A 20,572-nucleotide genomic window follows, 5' to 3' on the forward strand; every position below is an offset into this window, starting at 1 on the left:
CTTCAGTAAAAGAACCCCTATAACTTAATTAGGGGTTCACAAGATTGAAAAAGCTACACTTTTAATAAAGAACTATGGATATCCTTACATCCCAATTGATAAATATTTTGTCTCTAAGAAGGCTTCTATCCCTTCTTCTCCACCTTCTCTGCCTAACCCACTTTGTTTCATTCCCCCAAAAGGAGCTTGAGCTGCGGAAGGTGCCCCATGATTCCAACCAATAATTCCGTAGTCTAGACTTTCCGCAATTTTCGTTCCGCGACTCATATTTTCAGTGAAATAATAAGCAGCTAACCCAAAAGGAGTATCATTGGCCAATCGAATGGCTTCCTCTTCAGATTCAATCATTTGTATTGGGACTACCGGCCCAAAGGTTTCTTCTTTCATACATAACATGTTTTCTTTTGCTCCAAGGAGCAGCGTTGGCTCATAAAAGAGAGAGTCTTGATCATTGACTTGATAACCTTTTCCTCCGACTACCGTCTCTGCTCCTTTTTCTACGGCGTCTTCTACATGGCGAACCACTTTGTTATAACCTTGCTGATTAATAAGTGGTCCGATATCCACATCTTCAATTAAACCATTACCCACTTTTAATTCTTCAATTCTTTCCCTCAGCTTACTAACAAATTCACCGTAAATTCCAGATTGAACATAAAGTCTATTGGCACAAATACACGTTTGCCCTGCATTTCTAAATTTGGAAGCCATTGTACCTTCTACAGCTTTTTCTAAATCGGCGTCATCTAGGACTATAAGCGGCGCTTGTCCACCAAGTTCAAGAGAAATGTTTTTAATCTGTTCTGCACTCTGCTTCATGAGCAACCTTCCAACTTCAGTAGAACCAGTAAATGTCAATTTACGTACTTCCTCGCTGTTTTTTATGGTGTCACTAAAATCTTTGTCCTGAGTAACCACCATATTTACTACACCCGGAGGTATGCCAGCATCTGCTGCGCATTCCATTAATTTTGCTGCTGTAAGTGGTGTTTCCTTAGGTGGTTTAACAATAAATGTACATCCCGCTGCAAGTGCAGGTGCTAATTTTCGAGTAATCATAGCAGCAGGGAAATTCCATGGAGTAATAGCTGCCACTACTCCCACGGGCTGCTTAATGACTTGGATTCGTTGGTCGGCACCTTTAGAAGGAATCGTTTTTCCGTAAACACGTTTCCCTTCCTCGGCATACCACTTTACAAAAGATGCAGCATATAAGACTTCACCTGTTGCTTCTTTCAGAGGTTTTCCATTCTCCAGAGTAATGATCCGGGCAATTTCATCTTTTCGTTCTATAATTTTTTGATAAAATGTTTCTAAATAGTTTGATCTTTTTTCTGCCGATAGATCTTTCCACTCTTGAAACGCTGTTTGTGCTTCTTCAATAGCTGCTAGGACATCCTCTTTTGTACCGATTGGCATCGTCCCTACTACTTCATTAGTAGCGGGGTTGGTGACTTCGAACGCTTCTGAAGAGAAGCCTTGCCATTCACCAGCAATATAGTTTAATAGATTTAGTTGCTCTACATTTGTTTTCATGGTTTTCCTCCCTATCTTATAATCAATTTCCCTTATAAAAATTATTGCGGGCATTTTCGTAAAAATTTAATTGATCTTGGATGTAATTCTCAGTGACCGGTTGGGTGGCTTTTACAATTGCTTCGTACATCGCTTTCCTAGCATTTAAACGAATAGTTGTTTCCTCTTTTGCATCCGGATCAAGCCAGCAGGCCACAAGCAAAGCAAGGTCTTCAATAGTTTGTTCATCAATATAATTTTCTTTAATCGCATCAAGAACTCCTTGACTCAGACCAATTTGAGTTGCTCCAGAAAATAGCCGACTATATTCTTCATCTTCCAACGTTACTTTGTTTACTACTACGGTCGTAGGCCTTACAAGATTATTAGCACCCAAACAAGCTAGAAAAGGAACATGTCCTTTAGATGGACTCGCCATAGACCTAACAGCTTCAGCATAGGTAGCACTACCTCTTTCTGCTAATACTACATTAATATGAACACCGTTCGGCAAATCTCCACCGTATGCTTCACCAAATCTCCCATCGTAACCTTTAATAGTACTATTCATAAACCTCATCCTTTCTTTTATTAATTAATAAAAAGTAAAACTCTTACATTGAAGCGTCCGTGTATTCTTGGTCTTGCTCTTGGTAATCGCTACTCTTCATGGAATTCTCTTCTTCATATCGAGAACTAGTTTTATCGTACCTCCATGGATTCTTTGCGATTTTCATTAATGAACCAAAAACCACTAATTCCAAAAACAATGCAGGTACGCCACCTAAGTTATTTAACATTTTTACGCCATCAATGTTGGCAAAACTAATCATTGTCCAAGAAATAACACTAACGGTAACACCCCAAACTACCTTTATTACTGTAGATGGCTCTGGATTTTCAGGGGAAATCCCGTGAGAGCTAATACCACTCATCGCGGCATTATTAGAATCACATGCAGTGACAAAGGTAACGAATACAATAAAAATGAAGAAAGGTATAATCAGTTGAGACCACGGAAGAGCTGCAAAAACTCCATAAAGTACGGTCTCTGGACCACTGCTAGCCAACAGGTCTGTAAGTCCTCCTCCATTCAAATCCGAAAACAAAGCGGTTCCTCCAAAAACACTAATCCAGATGGCACCAAATATTGCTGGAAAAACGAAATTAACGAGGATAACCGTTTTTACTTTATAACCATAAGCTACTCTTCCAAGAAATAAAGAAATGATCATTGCCCAAGCAAACCAACTCGCCCAATAAAAAGTGGTCCAACCGCCTGGCCATGGATCGTTAGATAATTCACCTGTAAATAAGCTTTTTTCAAAAAAATTAGTTAAAAAATTTCCAAAAGACTCAGTTCCAGCATTTAAAATAAAACTAGTCGGTCCTACTATAAATACGAATATAGTGAGAACAACAAAAACTCTTATATTTATATTCGAAAGGTATCTAATGCCTTTCATCAAACCTGTGGAAGACGAGATAACGAAGGTAAACATGACTACCGCCGCTACAATGGCCCACAAAAGAGGAGTGCTTTCTATACCGGAAACATAGTTAATTCCTCCAGAAAGGTTCAATATACTAGTTCCCATGGAGGCCGCCATACCCGTAGCCAAAGTATATAAGGATACAGCGTCTACCACACTCCCTACTTTTCCATTAATCATTCTTTCACCGAACAAAGGCACTAAGGGAGAACTTAAACTATATGGCAACCGCATATTGTAATAAACAAAAGCAAAAACAACTGTTGGTACTGTATAAATTGCATAAGGTGTTATTGTCCAATGTAAATACATTGTAGAAAGTGAAAACATAGCAGCTTCCGGCGAATGAGGTTCTATACCTAAAGATGCTGGTGGTTGAGATACATGATAAATTGGTTCTACTAAGGACCAAAAAGTAAGCGTCGCTATGGTCGTAGTAAGAGCAATAGCAAACCAAGTTACCATCCCCAAAGACGGTTTTGCCTCCCTTCCTCCAATTCGTACATTACCTAAGGGGGAAAAATATGCACCAATACATCCAGCTACCATTAATAACCCTGCCACACTGAATAACCATCCCAATTCATTGATCACCCAATTATTAGCATTGGTGGTCATTTGAACAAAAACATCTTTATTCACGAGACTTAGGATCGCGGCACCAATTAATAGTAAGAAAGGGGGCCAGAATACTGCATGCCGCAACTTAAGCATAATAACTATTCACTTTCCACGTTTCACTTACATCTTTCGGGGGAGTTAACACCTGAGATTTGAACTCTATTAGCGAACGTCCCACGTTTGCGCATGTATGGTCTTGAAAGGAATCAAAGACTCGGTTGATATCTTCCAGTTGTATCCGACTTAATATTAGCTCATCCAGTTTATAACGCCCTTCTAAATAAAGATTTGCAATATTGACAAAGTCCCTAAAAGGTTGAGTGTCCCCATAGAAGCTTCCTTTTAATATTTTCCCTACACGATGGAATCCTCCAGCCGGTAGATTGACGATCATGGAAGCATGGAAAGCTCCAACAACAACCACAACCCCTTTCTTTCTTACTCCATTCCATGCACTTTCCGTAGCTTTAGTATTTCCTGAACAATCAATAGCGTAATGGACACCCAATCCTCCTGTGAGTGACTTTAATGCTTCCTCAACGTTCTCTTCTCCTACTTGGATAGTGTGTGTGGCACCAAACTGTTTTGCCATTTCTAAATTAGCCTTTTTTACATCACAAGCAATAATTTTTTGTGCCCCCGCGATTCGAGCACCCTGAATAGCATTTATTCCTACTCCCCCAATACCAAACACTGCGACTGAAGTTCCTGGTCTTACTTGTGCCGCATTAATTGCGGCACCATAACCTGTAGCGACTCCACAACCAATTAATGATGCTTGAGCGAGTGGCATTTCATCAGGCAATTTCACACATGACATTTCTGGAACTACTGTGTATTCAGCAAATGTTGAAAGAAGTGAATGATGGTACATACGTTTACCGTTTCTTGTGAGCCTAGTTGTTCCATCCAGCAGTGTTCCGTTAAACATAGGTCCAAAAGCTTCTTCACATAAATGAAAATCACCAGATGTACAATACTCACATTTGCCACAGTACGGAACCCAGTTTAAAGCAACCCTATCCCCGACTTTTACATTCTTCACATGTGGGCCTATCTCTTGCACAATTCCTGCACCTTCATGGCCTAGAATAGTAGGAGTAGGAGTAGTTGGATCATTAAAAGCATTAAGATCACTGTGACAAATACTTGTTGCCTCTATTTTCACTAACACCTCATTTACTTTTGGGTTATCTAATTCAACCTCTTGGACTTGGAGCGGACCACCCACAGACTCCATTACAGCTGCTTTCATTTTCATTTTTGCTTACCCCCTAGTTAATACTAAAGCGAACCTGCCCAGCCCTTATTAATTTTCTTACACTACATTCCTCCCTTTAAAATAAAGCGCTTTCATAACAGTTTAAAAATTAAACGATATGTTCGCATTATGAACAAACCGTTCTTTTAATGAACTTTGAGTGAATTATATAACCTATATTTTAGGTAGGTCAATGGTTTTTTGTATTTTATTTACAAAAATTCTTATATTTACAAAAAAAGACCTTTAATGACAAAATATAATTAGTAAGATATAATTTTAAATATGAATATCAATAAAGAAGAAAATCACGTACAATCTGTAGTCAGAGCAGCTCATATCCTTCAACTAGTGGCAAATAGCGACCATCCTATTACTATTAACCAACTATCAGAAGAAACAAATCTTAATAGAACTACTGTTTGGAGATTGTTAGAGACACTGGAGTTCCTTCATTATGTAGAACGTGATTTACCCACTAAAGGGTACCAACTCGGGTATGCCCCATACCGTTTGTTTTCAAAAAATAACATGTATTTATCATTAATTCGAAAAGCACGCCCACTGCTAGAAAAACTTAGAGATGAAATTAACGAAACTGTACTCCTTAGTGTACCTAAACATAATGGTACTTTAACCATAGACCAAATTGACGCTCCGCATAGCATTCGCCCTATCAATTTAGTCAACCGTTTATTGCCTTCCCATTGTACTTCTAATGGCAAGCTGTTACTGAGTCGCCTATCAATTGAAGAATTCAACTTAATCCTGGATAGGGAGTTAGAGCCCATTACACGGTTTACCATTACTGATCCAACGCTCTTACAGGAAGAATTAAATTGGGTACGTGACCATGGTTTTAGCTTGTCTTTAAGAGAATGGGATGAAAGTGAGAATGGGATGTCTGTCGAGATTACGGATAACCGAAATGAACTAATAGGCTTTATTAGTTTACTAGGACCTTATCAGAGGTTATCCAAAGATAAAATGCTTACACTAGCTCCGAAAATTAAATCCACTGCTAAAGAAATCGCTGAAAAATTAAGCTAGAAATAAAAAAGGTTACCAGATGGTTATAAAACATCAGGTAACCTTTTTAAAATGCCTGCCCCACCGATTTATCGCTTTAACGGAGCGGGGGTCAGACCCCAAAATTCAACAGAAGTGTAAAAAGGAAACGATTAAAAAGTGTAAAATTCCACTTAACGTTCACACTTTGCAAGAAGATGTTTAAAAAATTATATTATCAATAGATAAATGAAACTAACCTGATTCCACTCTATGATCGCGTAAAAAAGCGTATCACCAATTAAACTATTGGTGATACGCTTTCCTTTATGGCTCTAACGTACTGGGGGACTGTCCCCAAAACCAACATGAAACTAAAACGTTGTAACATCAATGCTTCGTAATAGTATTTGGTCTAATCCAATAAAAAAGAGCCATCAGTTGTTGTTAGGGATAACCCCTTGAACAAAACTGCTAGCTCTTACATGCCGCTAAGTAATTTCTTAGCTAAATGCTATAGCATAGAAAAATACAGAATTAAATAATTAATTTGAAATTTCTAATAAAAGTTACGTTTTATTAGCTTATTAGCTTTTTACTGTATTATAAAACATTTATATTGTTTCCTTCAATCCTAACCCCATGCTCTGCAACAACGTTCAATCCACCGTTAACATACTGAAGTGTTGCATACACTCCAGATTCTTTTAAAATCATTACTGTACGGTCACCTTCAACAGCTTTAAATATCGATCCACCTCTTGGTGCTTTTATTGTATAGCCATTAAACTCATATGTTGCTTGGTCCAAAGTTTTCACCTCCCACACCTTTTATTTACATTAATTCCACAAAAAAACACTTACTCCTTCAAGGTATAAGTATTTACAAAAAAATTTTTCTATTTATTCAATAGTCCATATAAATTTACTGGGAGTGAAAATAAAAATCTCGTTCGTTCCAATGGTTACTAGACTAGAGAGAGTAGTGTTATAGCCCTTCTAAATAAATGTAGTTTAAAGAAACTGTAAACCCCCGCTGTATAAGCCCATTTCTCATTCTGAGATATGGCTTTCTATTGATATATGACTTTCAATTTATGGTACAATATGGTCTGTTATCCAAATTTATATATTAGAGGGGTATGATGATGGAGAGATGTGATGTATGTAAAGAATGGGGTACTGAAACTCTGCACATTCATCAGGAAGAGGAAATTGAAGGTCTTCTTGAGAACCTTGATATTAAAAGAAGTGACCTAACTAAAGACACGGAACTAGAAGAACTAGAAGATGGATCAATTGTGTATAGATATTTACTGCATGAAAATGACTTAAGTTTGATTAACTCAAGTCAATTACTCGCTTCAAGAGCTATGTGTATGTGTAGGGAATGTTTGAAATACTCCCTTTCTTTTGTACCTCATTACGGGGATGGAGCGTATTGCACTCATAATAATTATTTAAAGACTGAACATCCAAGGATTATGCATTCTCACGGTATCGATATTAGAGCAATGGACTATAGGGCTATTATTAAGATAAAAGACTCAAACTTATTTAAGAAGATAGACCGTACCGCAGGAGTGATTAAAAGCGTCCCAGAAGGGAAAGAATTAATGGTGGAAGACTTAGTTTTTACTGATGAAGATTCCATTAAAATAATTGGTTTTCAAAAATGGACTGGGAATGGATGGGAGGACATTCTTTTAGAGGATTTGAAAGGGGTGTGTTAGATGAACTTTAACGGTATAAAATTTGATCCATATAATGAGCCTAATATTGAGGAAGCAGCCCAAAAGTTCAATGTTAACTTTTCACATGCCCCCTATGCTGCTACCGAGGAATTAGCTAAGCGGATATTTTTTGACAATAGTTACGACTGGAAAACAATAATAAAATCACTCTGTGAAAGACAAGAACTACAAAAAACTGTGTTAAGCCATTTTAAAACATTGGTGCTCAATAAAAGAGTGGATATACTACCGCAATATACATACCTACTTACTTTTCTTATTTCAAACAACAAAATTTCAATAAAACAACTAGATAAAGGCATTCTTAAACAATTAGGTGATAAAGAGATTTATAATAAGGATTCTTATTTTCTTCTTCATTCCTTTCTTGCTTCTTGGGACTTGAATTATGCCCTAAGTATTGACCGTGATTATGTTGAAAAAAATTTCAGCCATATTGTAGAAGCAAACAGGGTACCACTGAGAGATATCATAAGCAATTCCCAGCAATATTATAAGGTGTTATCCCATATGCTCTCTGATGATAAAATCCAATTTCATATTAACCAAACTATACAAAAAATGATCAGGGATAATAATTCAGAAGAACTTGAAGGATTAGAGTGGTTAATAAACAAGTTTCTAAGCAATAAAAATGAATTAGAAATCGAATTTATTTTTGATGCACTAGAATTGTCTTCAATTCGTAAATTTCTTTTAAGTAATTGGAGCCTTAAATTTACTGAGAAGTTGTATAATTATCTTTCAGAGAGCGCAAAAGATTTAGATAGTTCGTTTGAAATAAGAGCTATAAAAAAAATAAATAGATTAAGGGCAGAGCTTCCAGCTAATTTCTATTTAGCTGCTAGACACGAAATAAATAGGTTAGCAGAACAAGATAAAGAATTTATTGTGGCTACAATAGAGAGGGTTTCTTCACTTAATATCGAGAAACTAGCCGCTCCTCGCGAATTTTTAAGTAATGCTAATGATGCTTGGGAATGGTATGATTATGCCAATGCTTTAGTTCACAATTACTATAATAAGTATCCCGGTGATGAAACTATAGATATAAGGAAATTGGTTAACGATCTTAATTTCACATTAGTAGTTAATAGGTTTGAAACAGAACAATTCGATGCCTGTCTTGTTAGAGACAGCTCTCTATTGTCACCAATAATATTCGTAAACACAAATATGAAATCTGAAGGAAGAATAAATTTTTCTATTGCTCATGAATTAGCTCATGCAATAATTCCTCACCATAGCAACAAGTCTTTCTTTTGCTTTATTGATGACGTTAATGAAGAAAACAAAGTAAAAATGGATAAACACTTAGAGAAAGAAGCAAATTCCTTTGCATCCAACATACTTTTACCTAACAGAGAGTTCAAAAAAGTAATATCGACATTGAATTATAATTTCTACAACATAATTGATATTAGCCGGAGATATAAAACGTCTATTGTATTAGTTGCTAAAAAATGGGTAGAAGAATCTAATTTAGAAATTGCTATGGTGTTCTCCACTAATGGAAAAGTCGATTGGGCTATAAAATCAGATACTTTTCCTTTCGGGTGGATTGATAATATACCTTCCAATTCTTCTGTGCATAAAGTAATGGACATGCACAGTAGGGACAGTATAATTCACAAGTCCAATTCATCTAATTGGTTTGAAACACCGTTCGAGAAGACTATTCTAGAAGAATCTATAATTATTTTTGAAAATAAGATACTAACACTATTACAAATTATTGAGGATTAAAAAACAGCCCTTGCGGGGCTGTTTTTCTTTAATTGATTAATTAGAGTAAGGTGTGTTCCATTTCTAAGAATGAAACGGAGCATTTCTTATTTCTTACAGCATCTCCACCGGTATTTATATTATGTTTAGCAGTCACAAATGCTGGCCTAAAAGCAGGTATGGGAGTCTTTTAGACTCCTCTACTCTTATTATAACGCACAATAGGATGTTGCGTGGAGTTTCTAGTCATCTGCTCCTTTAATTCGTTAACAAACAAGTAATCGCTTCAAGCTCGTAACTGCGTACATATGTGTTAATTAAAAACATTGTTTATAATGAACACTAAAAATGCCCGCCAATTATCTTTCAATTTCCTTCTCTTTCCCAATCTCTATATTCCAGTCTTATTTGCAGGTAAATCGATTTTAAATACTTCCTTATTCATTAGCCTTTGATATTTATTAGCAAACTCCCGCCCTGCCTTATCATTATCCGTACAAAAAGTTATTTGCTTTACCTTGTGACCTTTCCTTCCCATTCTTTTAATCTCATCAATCATCGTTTGCCGCTTAAGTCCAGTCATGGAAACTAGTCGAGTGTTCTGCAACTTTTCTTTCTTAATACCCCAATAAGAAAGTGCCTCAATCGGAGTCTCAAATAGGTATATCGAATTCGGCTTGCCAATATCTACCGAGAACCCCGGGGATCCACGGCTGTTCTTATCAATTTCTTTAAACATTCGTCCATCTTTCATTGGAGAAGTACCTTGTCGATCTGCACCAACGATCTCTCCCTGCTGTTTCCACTTAAATATTACATTTCCGAGCTTATCCTGTGCGATTAAGTCCTTTTTATCAAGCCAATTAAAAATTTCAGGAGGAATTTTCCTTTCATACGTAAGATACTCCTCAGCCCTTATTCTATCGTTCACTTCTTACTGAAAAGGATACTGATAATGTTCCTTAGGCTTTTTCTCTTGGTAATAGTCTTTTACTTTATAACCTTGCGAATTCAAGTCGAGGATTGCCTCAGGAAAGCTCATGCCATAAAACATTTTTGCAAAGTTAATGACTCCTACTCCTTTTTCGTTTCTGGAGTTCCAGGCATACATTTGGTCTTTAATCACGAAACTGTAATGCACTTGATGTCGGTAATATCTTCTCTCTTTCTTCAATGGGGCCCTGTCCCGCTTAAGATAGTCTAATAGATCCACATTCCGAGCAACCTCCACTTGATCCGCGTTTACATGTTTGGCCATACAGCACTGCCTCCTTTCTAAATTTAGATATAAAAAAGCCAGGAGAAAACTCCCTGGGTAGCGTTCAACCTCTATCTTTTTTTGCTTTTCCTTTTGCTAAAAAGCCACCCTATCCCCCTTGCCATTCTGCATTTCGGAAGTGGTGCTTTCTTATTCTTTCTCTTCATGGAACTCTCGGTCCACTGATCGGTTAATGGTAGTTCTTTTAATTCTTGAAGAGATTCTTTTTTAAGCTGATACACCTCTTCTCTACTGTGAGTCTCTTGAATGAAGGTGCCTGACTCCCACTACGCTAATGCTTTAGAACAGTGGGGTCAGACCCCAAAACCCAAAAATCATCTCCAAATATTTATAGACAGTGGGTCGCGAAAACTTAATATCCTTAGCGATTTGTGCTACTTTAAACTTCCGTTTACGCAGGTCCTTAATAATACAACACTAATTTCTCCTCCAAAATCCTAACCTCCAGTAAAATTTCATGGTCAATGGTAGAGAAAGAAATAATGAATACTGTTAAAAGAACTTATTTTTCTCCAGAATATCCACCATATAATTCATCTTTAAAAAATATTATATTGCTAAATGATACAGGAACTATTGACCTCGATACCCTAAATTCATTAAAGGAGTTAAGAGAGCTTAGGAACAACAAGGTTGTGCATGGGCAAATTCCTGATGAAAACATAACATACTCAGAAGCTATAAAATATTACGATTTATCAAAAAAAGTTACAAGGGTTCTTAAAAATATAACCCGAGAGCACAACCGGATAAGGTAGATTTACTCGTATTATTCTCTCGTGTATAAAAAAGCTGAAGATTACCATATATATCTTCAGCTTTTTTGTCACATTATCTAGATTAAATGACTTTTTATACATTTTCCTACAAATTTGCACGGTAATTAACTTAAATTAATTTCGCAATTTTGTAAATATTTTACTATGAGCATTTGTTTATTTTTGGTAATATAAAGAGAGTTAACTACAAATAAATGAGAATGGGGATGGAGCTATGTCCATAAAGTATGGAAGAGGCAAATTTAAAGCACATCAAAATTATATCGATTATATGAAAATGATTGTTGAAAATGATGCTTATAAAGATCTCCCAAATGCCCGGGGAGAAAACGGAAGAATTAACTGGCAGGTCAGTTCTGGTAAAACAACCTCATTTTATGAGTATTATTTGGCTAGATTTGATTGGTGGGTAGAAAAAGCAAACGCTATTGGTTTATCAGGAACAGGAAATTCCGATGACAGGTTTACAATAGCTGCTCGATTAATTCATCCCACTGGTAAAAGGCCATGCAGGCTATGTGGAAAAGACAGGTTCATAGGATATATGTACTTGAATTTTTTCTTAACTAATAGATGGAATAAACTTAGCCAAACCAGAAAATTCGAAAAAGGCATGGACGTTTTAGAAGCTTCTTCTTTGCTAATTAATATAATCGGTGGACAGGCATTTATAGATGAGATTAAGAACATATTCCCCGAGAGAGAAAGCTATTTTAATTTACTACCCAACTACCAGACATTATTTCAAAGAACTCAACATATAAAAAGCAAATATTTAAGTCCTGGATTTATGGGGAATCCGCCAGATAGATTAGATGGTTTTCATGACTACGGAAGTGTTTGTTGCCGTAGAAGTAATGACCCTGGTCGTTCTGATAAAAATATGAGGTCTTATAATCATGATAGAAGAGCTTTCAAGTGGTGGACAGAAGGGGATTGGATAGTTGCAGACGCACTTTACAATAGTGCTGGACCAGGGGAATGTTATGTAGAAAATTGTGATACAACACTAGAAAAAGTAAGTCCTGACCATATTGGTCCTCTTTCTTGTGGTTTTAAGCAGATACCTTTTTTTATGCCAATGTGTGTTGAGCATAATTCAGCAAAGAATCGAAGATTTACAAAAGAAGATGTTGATAAACTTTTAGATTACGAATATAAAAACCATGAATCAGTAGCATCTTGGCAGGTCCGTGCTTTGTGGGATAATTGTAAAAATCACATCCATGATGATAGAACAGCCAAAGAGCTTAGTAATTTAATGAGAAGTTTACAGGATTATTATTTAGTCGTGCTGCATAGGCTCTATGAAGAGGGAATGTCATTATTCCTTTCATATTTTTTATCGCCCAAAAACGCCTATTATTCAGTAGAATTTAAAGGTTTGGACCCTAGTAGATTAACATTTGAATCTATCCTTAAAATAGAAAATAAAACCAAAAATAGAGAAAGTCTCTCTGGACGTATTGTTAGAATTGCTTTTGAAGAATTGGTGAATTATAACAGTAAAGAAACAGATAGAAAAATTAGAAAAATTGAAGAAAAACACTGGAATGAAGATGTAAATAAAATACTAGAGATGGCAAATAAATTTAAGGAAAATGAAGAAATTAAAAAATGGGACAGAGTTATTAGGCTAAAACAACTTAACACAGATGATAGGGAACAGCAAATACTTGAGTTGATTAGTAGTGAAAATTATGAATATTTACAAAGTGATTTTTATGAGTTGCAGGAAGTATTGAAGTCTCATTTTGATAATATTGGTAAAGAAATAAGCGTCCTTCTATAAGGTGCTTATTTCTTTACATGCTATAAGGCAAATTCTATCTGGGAGAACCGCTTTCCTATCCTTTTTTCCGATAAGCCCCTTAGATTTAAGAAGGATTCCACATCAATACTCCCTGTACACCATTTACTATACGTTTCATCAATTATATTAGAATAAAAATACTCATTTACGATAGGAGTTAGATTTGGCAACTGTAAAAGTGCCTCAGAAACAGTGATTGGATAATTTAATTTAGGAGTTTCTCTATCCTCTTCTTTTTCTCGCCTTCCTTTACACTTATCAAAATAAGTTAATGGGGCCAAAGGTAATGTTTTATTTTCTTTAAGTGTTGCTACAATTATTACCCTTCTCCTCATTTGTGGTACTCCAAATTCCTCAGCATTTACTACCCAAGGATTTTCATAGAAAGTGTACCCTAGTTCATCTAAGACTTCTTGTATACTTCTTAAAACGTTTCCTTTATCAAAATTTAAAAGTCCTTCTACGTTTTCAATCAGTATATTTTTTGGTTTTAACTCTTTAGCAATTTTAAGGAAATAAGTAACTAATGCATTTCTTTCATCGTCACCTTTCCTCCATCCAGCTGTTGAGAACCCTTGGCAAGGTGGTCCACCAGCCAACACGCCAAGTTTTTCCCCATTAAGTTTTTTCTTAATAGTTTTAATTAACTTGTTCTGTATTTCTGTCCTTTTTATATCACCTTGGAAAATTTCAGCATTTGAAGAATGATTACTTTCAAATGTCTTTGCTGCACTTTTATTCTTTTCTAATGCAGCAATACATTCAAGACCAGCCATTTCAAATCCAAAACTTAAACCACCCGCACCTGAAAACAAATCAACGAACGTCTGTTTCCCTAAGCTTTTACCAATTGCATATGATAATAGAGGTGGGACCGCATTACCTATTTGTTTTCTTATGGACCCTCCATTACCGTAGAACTCAAATGAATCAGGGAATGATTGAAGTCTAGCAGCTTCCCTGCTTGTCAGTGTCCTATTTTCCCATGGGTGTATATTAGTTCCATTTCCAGGCCTATTGAAATAAGTAGAAATAGTATAAGCTGGTTGATTAGGCTTCAATCTACCATAATAAGTGGTTCTTACAACACCTCTAGTTTTACTCATTTCTCGAATTTGTTTTAACCTTTCTGATGGTACATATTCAGGTATATTCATCCAATTACCACCTGGAGGTACGTGTTTTATCATTTGGATGTCAAGTTCAGAAAGAGTTGGAACCTCGTGATTTTTAGCACTAGATATGGGCATTTGGATAACTTTACTTATTTCTAAATAGGTTATTATTGTCTGATTGATTGTTTCTGTGTCGTAATTTAAATCATTTAATATTACCTTAATGTGTTCTTCAGGCAGGTTATAAGCTAGGAAAATAAGAGCGTTTAATTGAATAATCTTTTTCTTTTCATCTTCTAAATCATCGTATACAGATAGTATTTCACTTTTTAAATTTGGATCAATTATATTAAGGTCAATAATAGGGAATTCATCAATTTCAAAGTTAGATATATGATTATTACTATTAAACAGCCTAAATCTCCACTCTATAACTGCACTATTCATTATAGTGTTGAGAATTTTCAGATCATCTTCACTATCGCTATTTAGCAAAACATAGTTACAAGAATTTGCAACTATGGAATCACTTTGAATTAGGCATGCTTCAATTCTTTTTTTCTGTTGCATATAAGAACACTGAGGTAAAACAATTCTCTTTTTTTGGAGGTGTGCTAACTTTTTACTTTTCTTTAATTTCTTTTTGAAAGTAGTAGCATCCACAAAACCTATTTTTTCAGATTCATCTGTATCTTTAAGTCTGAATGGTTCCACGTGGTCACCGCGTACAAGTCTAGGATATTTATTCTCTTTACGTAATAGGTCCTTGTGTACAGTTAAATCAAATTCTCCTCGCATATTTATAATGTCATCATTATTATAGATTGTATTAAATGCATGGATTTTTACTAATATATCAATTCTCTCTCCTCCATACTGGGGGAGCCTTAAATATCGAGGGCTTATGAATTTAATTAGTTTACCATTCAAAATTTGAGTGGATTTCCCAATATCTTCAATAGAAGATAGATTGGGTTCAATTCTTATATCCCTAACTTCTTTTCCTAATACAATAGAAGTTACAGTAGTCTGTTGGTTTACTCCTTTAAATAATTTGGAATCCTCTCTAAAGTTCCAAACCTCTTCAATCTTATGATTTTTTAGGAGGAACTCTCTGAGCCCGTTTCCATTTTCATCTCCCAACCAAGATGAAGGGGTGATCGCTACAATTTTCCCATGATCATTTACTAATTGTGTAGAAGCCCCTAAAAACAATTTAGAATATTCGGGTGTACCTTTACCAAGTCCAACTTCATTAAATTTTTTCCTAAATTGAGCTGCTGAGTTAATACTTTCAACTCTAAGTTTTTTAGATAATTCAGTTGTTTCTCTTGATGGGAGGTTACTTACTGTTGTTAAATCAGATAGGTTGGACTTAAGAAACCTAACTTGTCCATAAGGTGGATTCATTATTAAAGCATCAAATTTCTTATAATCATTTTCAAGTACATCTCTATTATTCACAAATTCCAAGAAATCCCCTTGTATTACTTCAATTTCAGGGGAGATATTTAAGTCATTTGAAACTTCGCTAAGTAATTTAGTTGCAATTCTAGCAGTAAATGAATCAAGTTCTACACCTGTTATTCTTTCCAACTCTGGATTATTAATTAACGCAAGTGCCATTAACGTTCCAGTACCGCATGCTGGGTCAATTAAACTTTTGTACGAATTACTTTGCTTAAATAAAAGCTTTACCATTTCTTGCCCTAGTGACACTGGGGTAAAGAAATAGCCTTTGCTTTTAGCTGAGGTGAGATGTCTCTTTATAACTGTTGTATCGAAGGGTGAAATAAATTCCCTCGCTGACAGTTCCATTATATAACCCACAAGACTTACTTTATTAATAATAGTTTTTTGACTTTCTAGCACTTGGTCTATAGCCTTCTCTGTTAAATAAAGTGAAAACGCAATTAACTCAATACAACTTTCAAACGGTTTTCTTTCTAGAACATTATTTAAAAATGTTTTTTTTATTTTTTGTTTTTCATTTTCTTTATTAAAGTTTGATAGAAAAGAATTACAAGCTTTAACAGCAATGTTTTTTCTTAATTCTAAAGCATATTTTCTTAGTTCCTTTTCCTCTTCTATTGTAATTAAGTTTTGTCTCATAATTATCCCTTCTTTATCAGGTACATTAACTATAATCATTTTAACAAAAGTAACAAGAATTAGGTATAGATAAGAACATTCCCTTTATATTCTAAGCATTCCGAAAGTTGAGTTTGACTCATGTTAGCTTGAAATCCTTTCCTCTTTTAAACGTTTATTCTTCATTTTTTTCACCCCCCTTAGTATGAATAACTTGTACTTAAAGTATATGTACAAGTATCTTGTATGTCAAGGGTTAAAAACAAGTTTCTTGTACATCATTTAAAATTATCAATAAATAAGCAGAAAGATGGTACAATAATCTTGTACATAAAAAAGTGAAAGGATCATAAAAATGCTCTCACAAAGACTTAAATATTCCAGAAAAACAAAAGGACTTACTCAGAGTGAATTAGCAAATAAGATTAAAACTACAAAAGGTACAGTCAGCAATTACGAAAACGGTTATAGTACACCATCAAATGAGATGCTTATTAGTCTTGCTAATGCGTTAGATGTAAGCGTCGATTATTTATTAGGTAGGACAAAAAGTAATGCAAAAGAACCAGAAGAAAATGAATACGACACAACTGAAGAAATAAATAAGCTCATGGACAAGTACGGAATAGAAGATGCTGCATTTTTTGACTTGGAAAAATGGAAGGCAATGGGACCAGAGCAAATTCGAGAATTAGAAAGTTACTTCCAATATTTGCTAATAAAATCCAAAGACCTCGAAAGTAAGAAAAAAGCAGATAATTAAAATTATCTGCTTTTATGTTAGATTTAATTTGTTGAAAATCCTATCTAAATAAATCTATATACTCTTCACTCCAGAAAAGCTTCCTTTTCCTGTATACTTGATTTCAAGATAATCTTTTATCGCTTTTTAAAAACCGCTTTGTATCTGTCTCAGATAAAAGGAGTAGTTACACAGAAATGGAATATAACTATGCAATGAAAAAAATTTCTATCCTTGCTTATTATTCGTGACCGTGATGTGCCAACTAAACTAGACCAATGGAAATACTTTCTTCCATCCCCTCTGTCAATCGATTGATCTCCTCTTTGGCCTTTTCCGGTAATTTCTTTTTAAGGCTCGTTTAGTCTTCGCTATGATTCCCAACTTCCTCACTAATGTTCATGAGTGCTTCCATTTCTTCATTATTGGAAGTTAAGGTGTATTACTCACTTCCCACGTCTCTCACAAACTGATTATTTTCACTTAAACTCGCCCGCTTCAAAAAGCATTCCTGCAACTCCTTTGTTAAATATTTCTTTATTTGATACGAAAGTAATGTTTCTGTAGAAAATATTTAAAAGAATATAAATTAATAAATAACTCTAATCAATTTAATTAGGTTATGGTATAATAACCTAAACCTAAAAAAGAGGAGTGATCATATTGACCCCAAACATTAAATTAGAATTGTCTCAAGAAGAATACGAAAAGGTGACGCTAGATGCGTACAGTTCCCACTGTCCATCTATCCGTGAATACTTACGCCTATTATTATTTAATGAACCTCCAAGCTATGACTACGAAGATCTGTTATGGCAAGTAGCAGTGGGAATTGGAAACATGGAAGCCGGTACTCGCTTTTTGATACGGGAACTAATTACAGAACAAAATTGGAATGAAATCCCGCTTACAGTTAGAAAAAACTTAGGCAGAATGGTAATTCAATCAGTACTTAATGGTACGGATTTCACAAATATTATTCCCGATAGAAAAGACTCCCAAGGAGTACAATGGTATAGAAAAAAGTAATTATGTAATTTAAGGATATAATATATCCCGTTCTCCAAGTGTTTAATTGCACTTCTAAAGGTTTTACTTTTGCTTACCCCACCCTTCCTCTTTCTAAGGAACAACCTACTATTTATGATAAGGTTCCCCCCTCATAATTTTAAACGCCCGATACACCTGCTCCATCAACATCAACCGCATCAATTGATGAGGGAACGTCATCTTCGAAAAAGACAACCCATAATCACTCCGCTTTAATACTTCATCACTCAATCCTAATGACCCCCCAATCACAAACGCTACCTTACTCTTCCCATACGTCGCCAAGTCGTCCAATTGTTTGGCGAGTTTTTCTGAAGTAAGCTGCTTGCCTTCGATTTCCAGTGTGAAGACATGGGTGTCTGGCTGGATTTTTGATAGAATCCGCTCCCCTTCTTTCTGCTTCACTTCGAGCATTTGCGCTTCGCTTAGGTTCTCTGGTGCTTTTTCGTCGGGGACTTCGACGACCTCGACTTTGGCGTAGGGGGTGAGGCGTTTGATGTATTCTTCGATTCCTTGTTTAAGGTATTTTTCTTTTAGTTTTCCGACGGTTACGATGGTTATTTTCATTGGTTTCGTCCTCCAGCTCGTTGTTCTGCTTCCATTTTATCATGAAAGCTGCTGGCTTTCGTCCGCTTCCTTTAAAGCAGAAGTATGTAAGTTTTCTTTCAATTTATTTACATATGGCATAGCGCAAGAAAAATATGTTAAGCTTCTTCAATATTCCAGTGATTTACTGTTTTAGAGAAGGAAGTGTGATGTGATGAAAAAGTTCTATCTGCTGCTATTGGCGGTGTTTATTATGTTTTTGCTGGCGGCTTGTACGGAATCGTCTCCGACTTCTTCGGAGCATGAAGGTAAGGATGCTTCTCCTGAAGAAGAGAAAAAGGAAGAGCCTGATCCGCCTTTTAAAGCTTTGGAGCCTTCGGAAGACGCTGTGCCTATAGATGAACGTCTGTCTGAAGAGGAACAGCAGCACATGCCTGAAGCTCAGGCACAGGGAGGCGGTTCGAAGCGTTCGATTCCTGTTGGAGAGACGCTGGCTGACGGGGTGGAGGATCCGTCTGATGGACCGTTGAAGGATCATCGACTTGTGGCGTTCTATGGTACGCCGGAATCGGAAAACATGGGGATTCTCGGTGAACTGGAACCTGAGGAGTACATGGAAAGGCTGAAGGAACAGACGCAGGCGTATTCGGACGCCGATCCGGAGCGTCCGGCGGTGCCGACGATTGAGCTGATTGCGACGATGGCCCAGAATGAGCCTGGACCTGATGGGAATTACGTGCGCATGACGGACGAAGAGAACATTGATGAGTATGTCGAGCTTGCTGAGGAGCATGACGCTCTTGTGATGCTTGATATTCAGCTCGGCACCGATTCCGTCATGAATCAGGTGAAGATGATTGAGAAATGGCTGAAGCACCCTCACGTTCACCTGGCGATTGACACCGAATTCCAAGTCGATGAAGGAGAAACGCCGGGAGAAGACCTCGGACAGGTTGATGGCGCTGAAGTGCAGGAAGCCGTTGAATATGTATCCCAGCTGACGGAGGAAAACAATTTGCCGGATAAATTCGTTTTTGTCCACCAGTTCACGGATGACGTGCTGACAAATAGAGAAGCGATTCAACCGACCGACAACGTCGAAATTGCCCTCAACTATGACGGCTGGGGCGATGCCAACGCGAAACAGTCGCTTTACGGGAATTTTGTCCGTAACCAAGCGATTCAGTACGGCGGATTTAAAATCTTTTACGATAAAGATCAACCCGTCATGGATCCAGAGGAAGTCTTAAAACTCGATCCCAACCCTGCGATTATCAATTATCAATAAGAGTGAATGCCTGGTCCTAATTACTCGGGGCCAGGCTCTTTCTTATGCTTTCTCTGTAAATATATGCTGCCTTTATTGGAAGGTTAATTTCGAGACAAAGTGGGCGTTTAGGGGCTGCAGGAAACGGTTCGCTTTCCGTGGGGCGGGCGCTGAGCCTCCTCGAGCTTCGCTCTCCGGGGTCTCATCTGTCCCGCTAATCCCACAGGAGTCTCTCCGTTTCCTTCCGCCCCTCTACCACATAAGCATCTCGAAATTTCCTCAAGAAATAGGAATCGTTGATTCTAGTGTGCAGATTAACATCAAATGTGTGCTACGTTAAAAATCATTCTATTGAACTCTAAATTCTCACAAGCCAAGGATATTCTCCTTCTGGATAAAGGGTTCGATTTTCACCTCAATCGAATGGGGTGGTTGGGAAGCTGCGAGACTCCCGTGGGAGAAGGATGTAGGCGAGATCCCACAGGGCTGCAAGCCCGATGAAGCTCGCCAGGT

17 protein-coding genes and 1 pseudogene are annotated in these 20,572 nt (G+C 36.6%); 8 read left to right on the forward strand and 10 right to left on the reverse strand.

Translation table 11 applies throughout. From position 1 onward, the window contains the following. Nucleotides 1-84: 84 nt before the first annotated feature. From O2Q26_RS09050 to O2Q26_RS09065, 4 genes are read right to left on the reverse strand one after another with little or no spacing between them, the layout of a single operon-like run. A complete protein-coding gene (locus O2Q26_RS09050) occupies nucleotides 85-1,536 on the reverse strand; it encodes an NAD-dependent succinate-semialdehyde dehydrogenase (protein ID WP_289215608.1) in 1,452 nt (483 codons plus the stop codon). A gap of 22 nt (nucleotides 1,537-1,558) precedes the next feature. Further along, entirely contained in the window at nucleotides 1,559-2,086 is a 528-nt protein-coding gene (locus tag O2Q26_RS09055) for a formaldehyde-activating enzyme (protein WP_289215609.1), read from the reverse strand. Nucleotides 2,087-2,129: 43 nt separating this feature from the next. Then, complete coding sequence (locus O2Q26_RS09060) at nucleotides 2,130-3,722, reverse strand: BCCT family transporter (protein WP_289215610.1); 1,593 nt, start codon at nucleotides 3,720-3,722, stop codon at nucleotides 2,130-2,132. Then, nucleotides 3,715-4,890 carry a Zn-dependent alcohol dehydrogenase gene (locus tag O2Q26_RS09065; protein ID WP_289215611.1) on the reverse strand — a complete coding sequence of 392 codons (1,176 nt, stop codon included), beginning with the start codon at nucleotides 4,888-4,890 and terminating at the stop codon, nucleotides 3,715-3,717. Before O2Q26_RS09065 ends, O2Q26_RS09060 begins: the two co-directional genes overlap by 8 nt. Nucleotides 4,891-5,175: 285 nt before the next feature. On the opposite strand from O2Q26_RS09065, the gene O2Q26_RS09070 reads away from it, so the two are divergent. Then, a complete protein-coding gene (locus O2Q26_RS09070) occupies nucleotides 5,176-5,940 on the forward strand; it encodes an IclR family transcriptional regulator (protein WP_289215612.1) in 765 nt (254 codons plus the stop codon). Nucleotides 5,941-6,501: 561 nt separating this feature from the next. Here O2Q26_RS09070 and O2Q26_RS09075 read toward each other — a convergent pair. Beyond that, nucleotides 6,502-6,708 carry a hypothetical protein gene (locus tag O2Q26_RS09075; protein WP_289215613.1) on the reverse strand — a complete coding sequence of 69 codons (207 nt, stop codon included), beginning with the start codon at nucleotides 6,706-6,708 and terminating at the stop codon, nucleotides 6,502-6,504. A gap of 332 nt (nucleotides 6,709-7,040) precedes the next feature. Between O2Q26_RS09075 and O2Q26_RS09080 the strand changes: the two genes are divergently transcribed. After that, the gene (locus O2Q26_RS09080; RefSeq protein ID WP_289215614.1) at nucleotides 7,041-7,631 is read left to right on the forward strand and encodes a hypothetical protein; all 591 of its coding nucleotides are present in this window, start codon (nucleotides 7,041-7,043) and stop codon (nucleotides 7,629-7,631) included. Next, nucleotides 7,632-9,398 (forward strand): ImmA/IrrE family metallo-endopeptidase, encoded by a 1,767-nt coding sequence (locus O2Q26_RS09085; protein WP_289215615.1) that lies wholly within the window; start codon nucleotides 7,632-7,634, stop codon nucleotides 9,396-9,398. A 370-nt stretch (nucleotides 9,399-9,768) separates the two neighbouring features. Here O2Q26_RS09085 and O2Q26_RS09090 read toward each other — a convergent pair whose 3' ends face one another. The 3 genes and pseudogenes from O2Q26_RS09090 to O2Q26_RS19060 all read right to left on the reverse strand — a co-directional run. Beyond that, nucleotides 9,769-10,308 carry a DUF3991 domain-containing protein gene (locus O2Q26_RS09090; protein WP_289215616.1) on the reverse strand — a complete coding sequence of 180 codons (540 nt, stop codon included), beginning with the start codon at nucleotides 10,306-10,308 and terminating at the stop codon, nucleotides 9,769-9,771. Nucleotides 10,309-10,311: 3 nt separating this feature from the next. Further along, the gene (locus O2Q26_RS09095; RefSeq protein ID WP_289215617.1) at nucleotides 10,312-10,635 is read right to left on the reverse strand and encodes a hypothetical protein; all 324 of its coding nucleotides are present in this window, start codon (nucleotides 10,633-10,635) and stop codon (nucleotides 10,312-10,314) included. Nucleotides 10,636-10,965: 330 nt separating this feature from the next. Beyond that, nucleotides 10,966-11,067 (reverse strand): annotated as a pseudogene (locus tag O2Q26_RS19060) (helix-turn-helix domain-containing protein); the annotation flags it as partial. Nucleotides 11,068-11,138: 71 nt separating this feature from the next. Between O2Q26_RS19060 and O2Q26_RS09100 the strand changes: the two are divergent. Next, nucleotides 11,139-11,414 (forward strand): protein kinase family protein, encoded by a 276-nt coding sequence (locus O2Q26_RS09100; protein WP_289215618.1) that lies wholly within the window; start codon nucleotides 11,139-11,141, stop codon nucleotides 11,412-11,414. A gap of 235 nt (nucleotides 11,415-11,649) precedes the next feature. Continuing rightward, nucleotides 11,650-13,227, forward strand: coding sequence for an Alw26I/Eco31I/Esp3I family type II restriction endonuclease (locus tag O2Q26_RS09105; protein ID WP_289215619.1), 1,578 nt, complete (start codon nucleotides 11,650-11,652; stop codon nucleotides 13,225-13,227). 20 nt (nucleotides 13,228-13,247) lie between these two features. Here the strand turns inward: O2Q26_RS09105 and O2Q26_RS09110 are convergent, their stop codons facing one another. Then, nucleotides 13,248-16,475 (reverse strand): Alw26I/Eco31I/Esp3I family type II restriction adenine-specific DNA-methyltransferase, encoded by a 3,228-nt coding sequence (locus tag O2Q26_RS09110; protein WP_289215620.1) that lies wholly within the window; start codon nucleotides 16,473-16,475, stop codon nucleotides 13,248-13,250. Between the two features lie 334 nt (nucleotides 16,476-16,809). Between O2Q26_RS09110 and O2Q26_RS09115 the strand changes: the two genes are divergently transcribed. Beyond that, entirely contained in the window at nucleotides 16,810-17,217 is a 408-nt protein-coding gene (locus tag O2Q26_RS09115; protein WP_289215621.1) for a helix-turn-helix domain-containing protein, read from the forward strand. Between the two features lie 642 nt (nucleotides 17,218-17,859). Continuing rightward, nucleotides 17,860-18,225: a DUF1413 domain-containing protein gene (locus O2Q26_RS09120; RefSeq protein ID WP_289215622.1), complete on the forward strand. Its 366-nt coding sequence runs from the start codon at nucleotides 17,860-17,862 to the stop codon at nucleotides 18,223-18,225. 108 nt (nucleotides 18,226-18,333) lie between these two features. On the opposite strand, the gene rlmH is transcribed toward O2Q26_RS09120, so the two are convergent. Then, on the reverse strand, nucleotides 18,334-18,813 hold the full coding sequence (rlmH, locus tag O2Q26_RS09125) for a 23S rRNA (pseudouridine(1915)-N(3))-methyltransferase RlmH (protein ID WP_289215623.1): 480 nt from the start codon (nucleotides 18,811-18,813) through the stop codon (nucleotides 18,334-18,336). 193 nt (nucleotides 18,814-19,006) lie between these two features. On the opposite strand from rlmH, the gene O2Q26_RS09130 reads away from it, so the two are divergent. After that, nucleotides 19,007-20,080 (forward strand): hypothetical protein, encoded by a 1,074-nt coding sequence (locus O2Q26_RS09130; protein WP_289215624.1) that lies wholly within the window; start codon nucleotides 19,007-19,009, stop codon nucleotides 20,078-20,080. The last annotated feature ends 492 nt before the right edge of the window (nucleotides 20,081-20,572 follow it).

The sequence above is a fragment of the Halobacillus campisalis genome (assembly GCF_030345335.1).
In the GTDB taxonomy this organism is placed as follows: Bacteria; Bacillota; Bacilli; order Bacillales; family Halobacillaceae; genus Halobacillus_A; species Halobacillus_A campisalis.

Coding starts and splice junctions, on each gene's coding strand:
- O2Q26_RS09115 (WP_289215621.1), top strand. CDS start 16,810: ATGCTCTCACAAAGACTTAAATATTCCAGAAAAACAAAAGGACTTACT.
- O2Q26_RS09085 (WP_289215615.1), top strand. CDS start 7,632: ATGAACTTTAACGGTATAAAATTTGATCCATATAATGAGCCTAATATT.
- O2Q26_RS09080 (WP_289215614.1), top strand. CDS start 7,041: ATGATGATGGAGAGATGTGATGTATGTAAAGAATGGGGTACTGAAACT.
- O2Q26_RS09105 (WP_289215619.1), top strand. CDS start 11,650: ATGTCCATAAAGTATGGAAGAGGCAAATTTAAAGCACATCAAAATTAT.
- O2Q26_RS09055 (WP_289215609.1), bottom strand. CDS start 2,086: ATGAATAGTACTATTAAAGGTTACGATGGGAGATTTGGTGAAGCATAC.
- O2Q26_RS09095 (WP_289215617.1), bottom strand. CDS start 10,635: ATGGCCAAACATGTAAACGCGGATCAAGTGGAGGTTGCTCGGAATGTG.
- O2Q26_RS09070 (WP_289215612.1), top strand. CDS start 5,176: ATGAATATCAATAAAGAAGAAAATCACGTACAATCTGTAGTCAGAGCA.
- O2Q26_RS09065 (WP_289215611.1), bottom strand. CDS start 4,890: ATGAAAATGAAAGCAGCTGTAATGGAGTCTGTGGGTGGTCCGCTCCAA.
- O2Q26_RS09110 (WP_289215620.1), bottom strand. CDS start 16,475: ATGAGACAAAACTTAATTACAATAGAAGAGGAAAAGGAACTAAGAAAA.
- rlmH (WP_289215623.1), bottom strand. CDS start 18,813: ATGAAAATAACCATCGTAACCGTCGGAAAACTAAAAGAAAAATACCTT.
- O2Q26_RS09060 (WP_289215610.1), bottom strand. CDS start 3,722: ATGCTTAAGTTGCGGCATGCAGTATTCTGGCCCCCTTTCTTACTATTA.
- O2Q26_RS09130 (WP_289215624.1), top strand. CDS start 19,007: ATGAAAAAGTTCTATCTGCTGCTATTGGCGGTGTTTATTATGTTTTTG.
- O2Q26_RS09050 (WP_289215608.1), bottom strand. CDS start 1,536: ATGAAAACAAATGTAGAGCAACTAAATCTATTAAACTATATTGCTGGT.
- O2Q26_RS09100 (WP_289215618.1), top strand. CDS start 11,139: ATGAATACTGTTAAAAGAACTTATTTTTCTCCAGAATATCCACCATAT.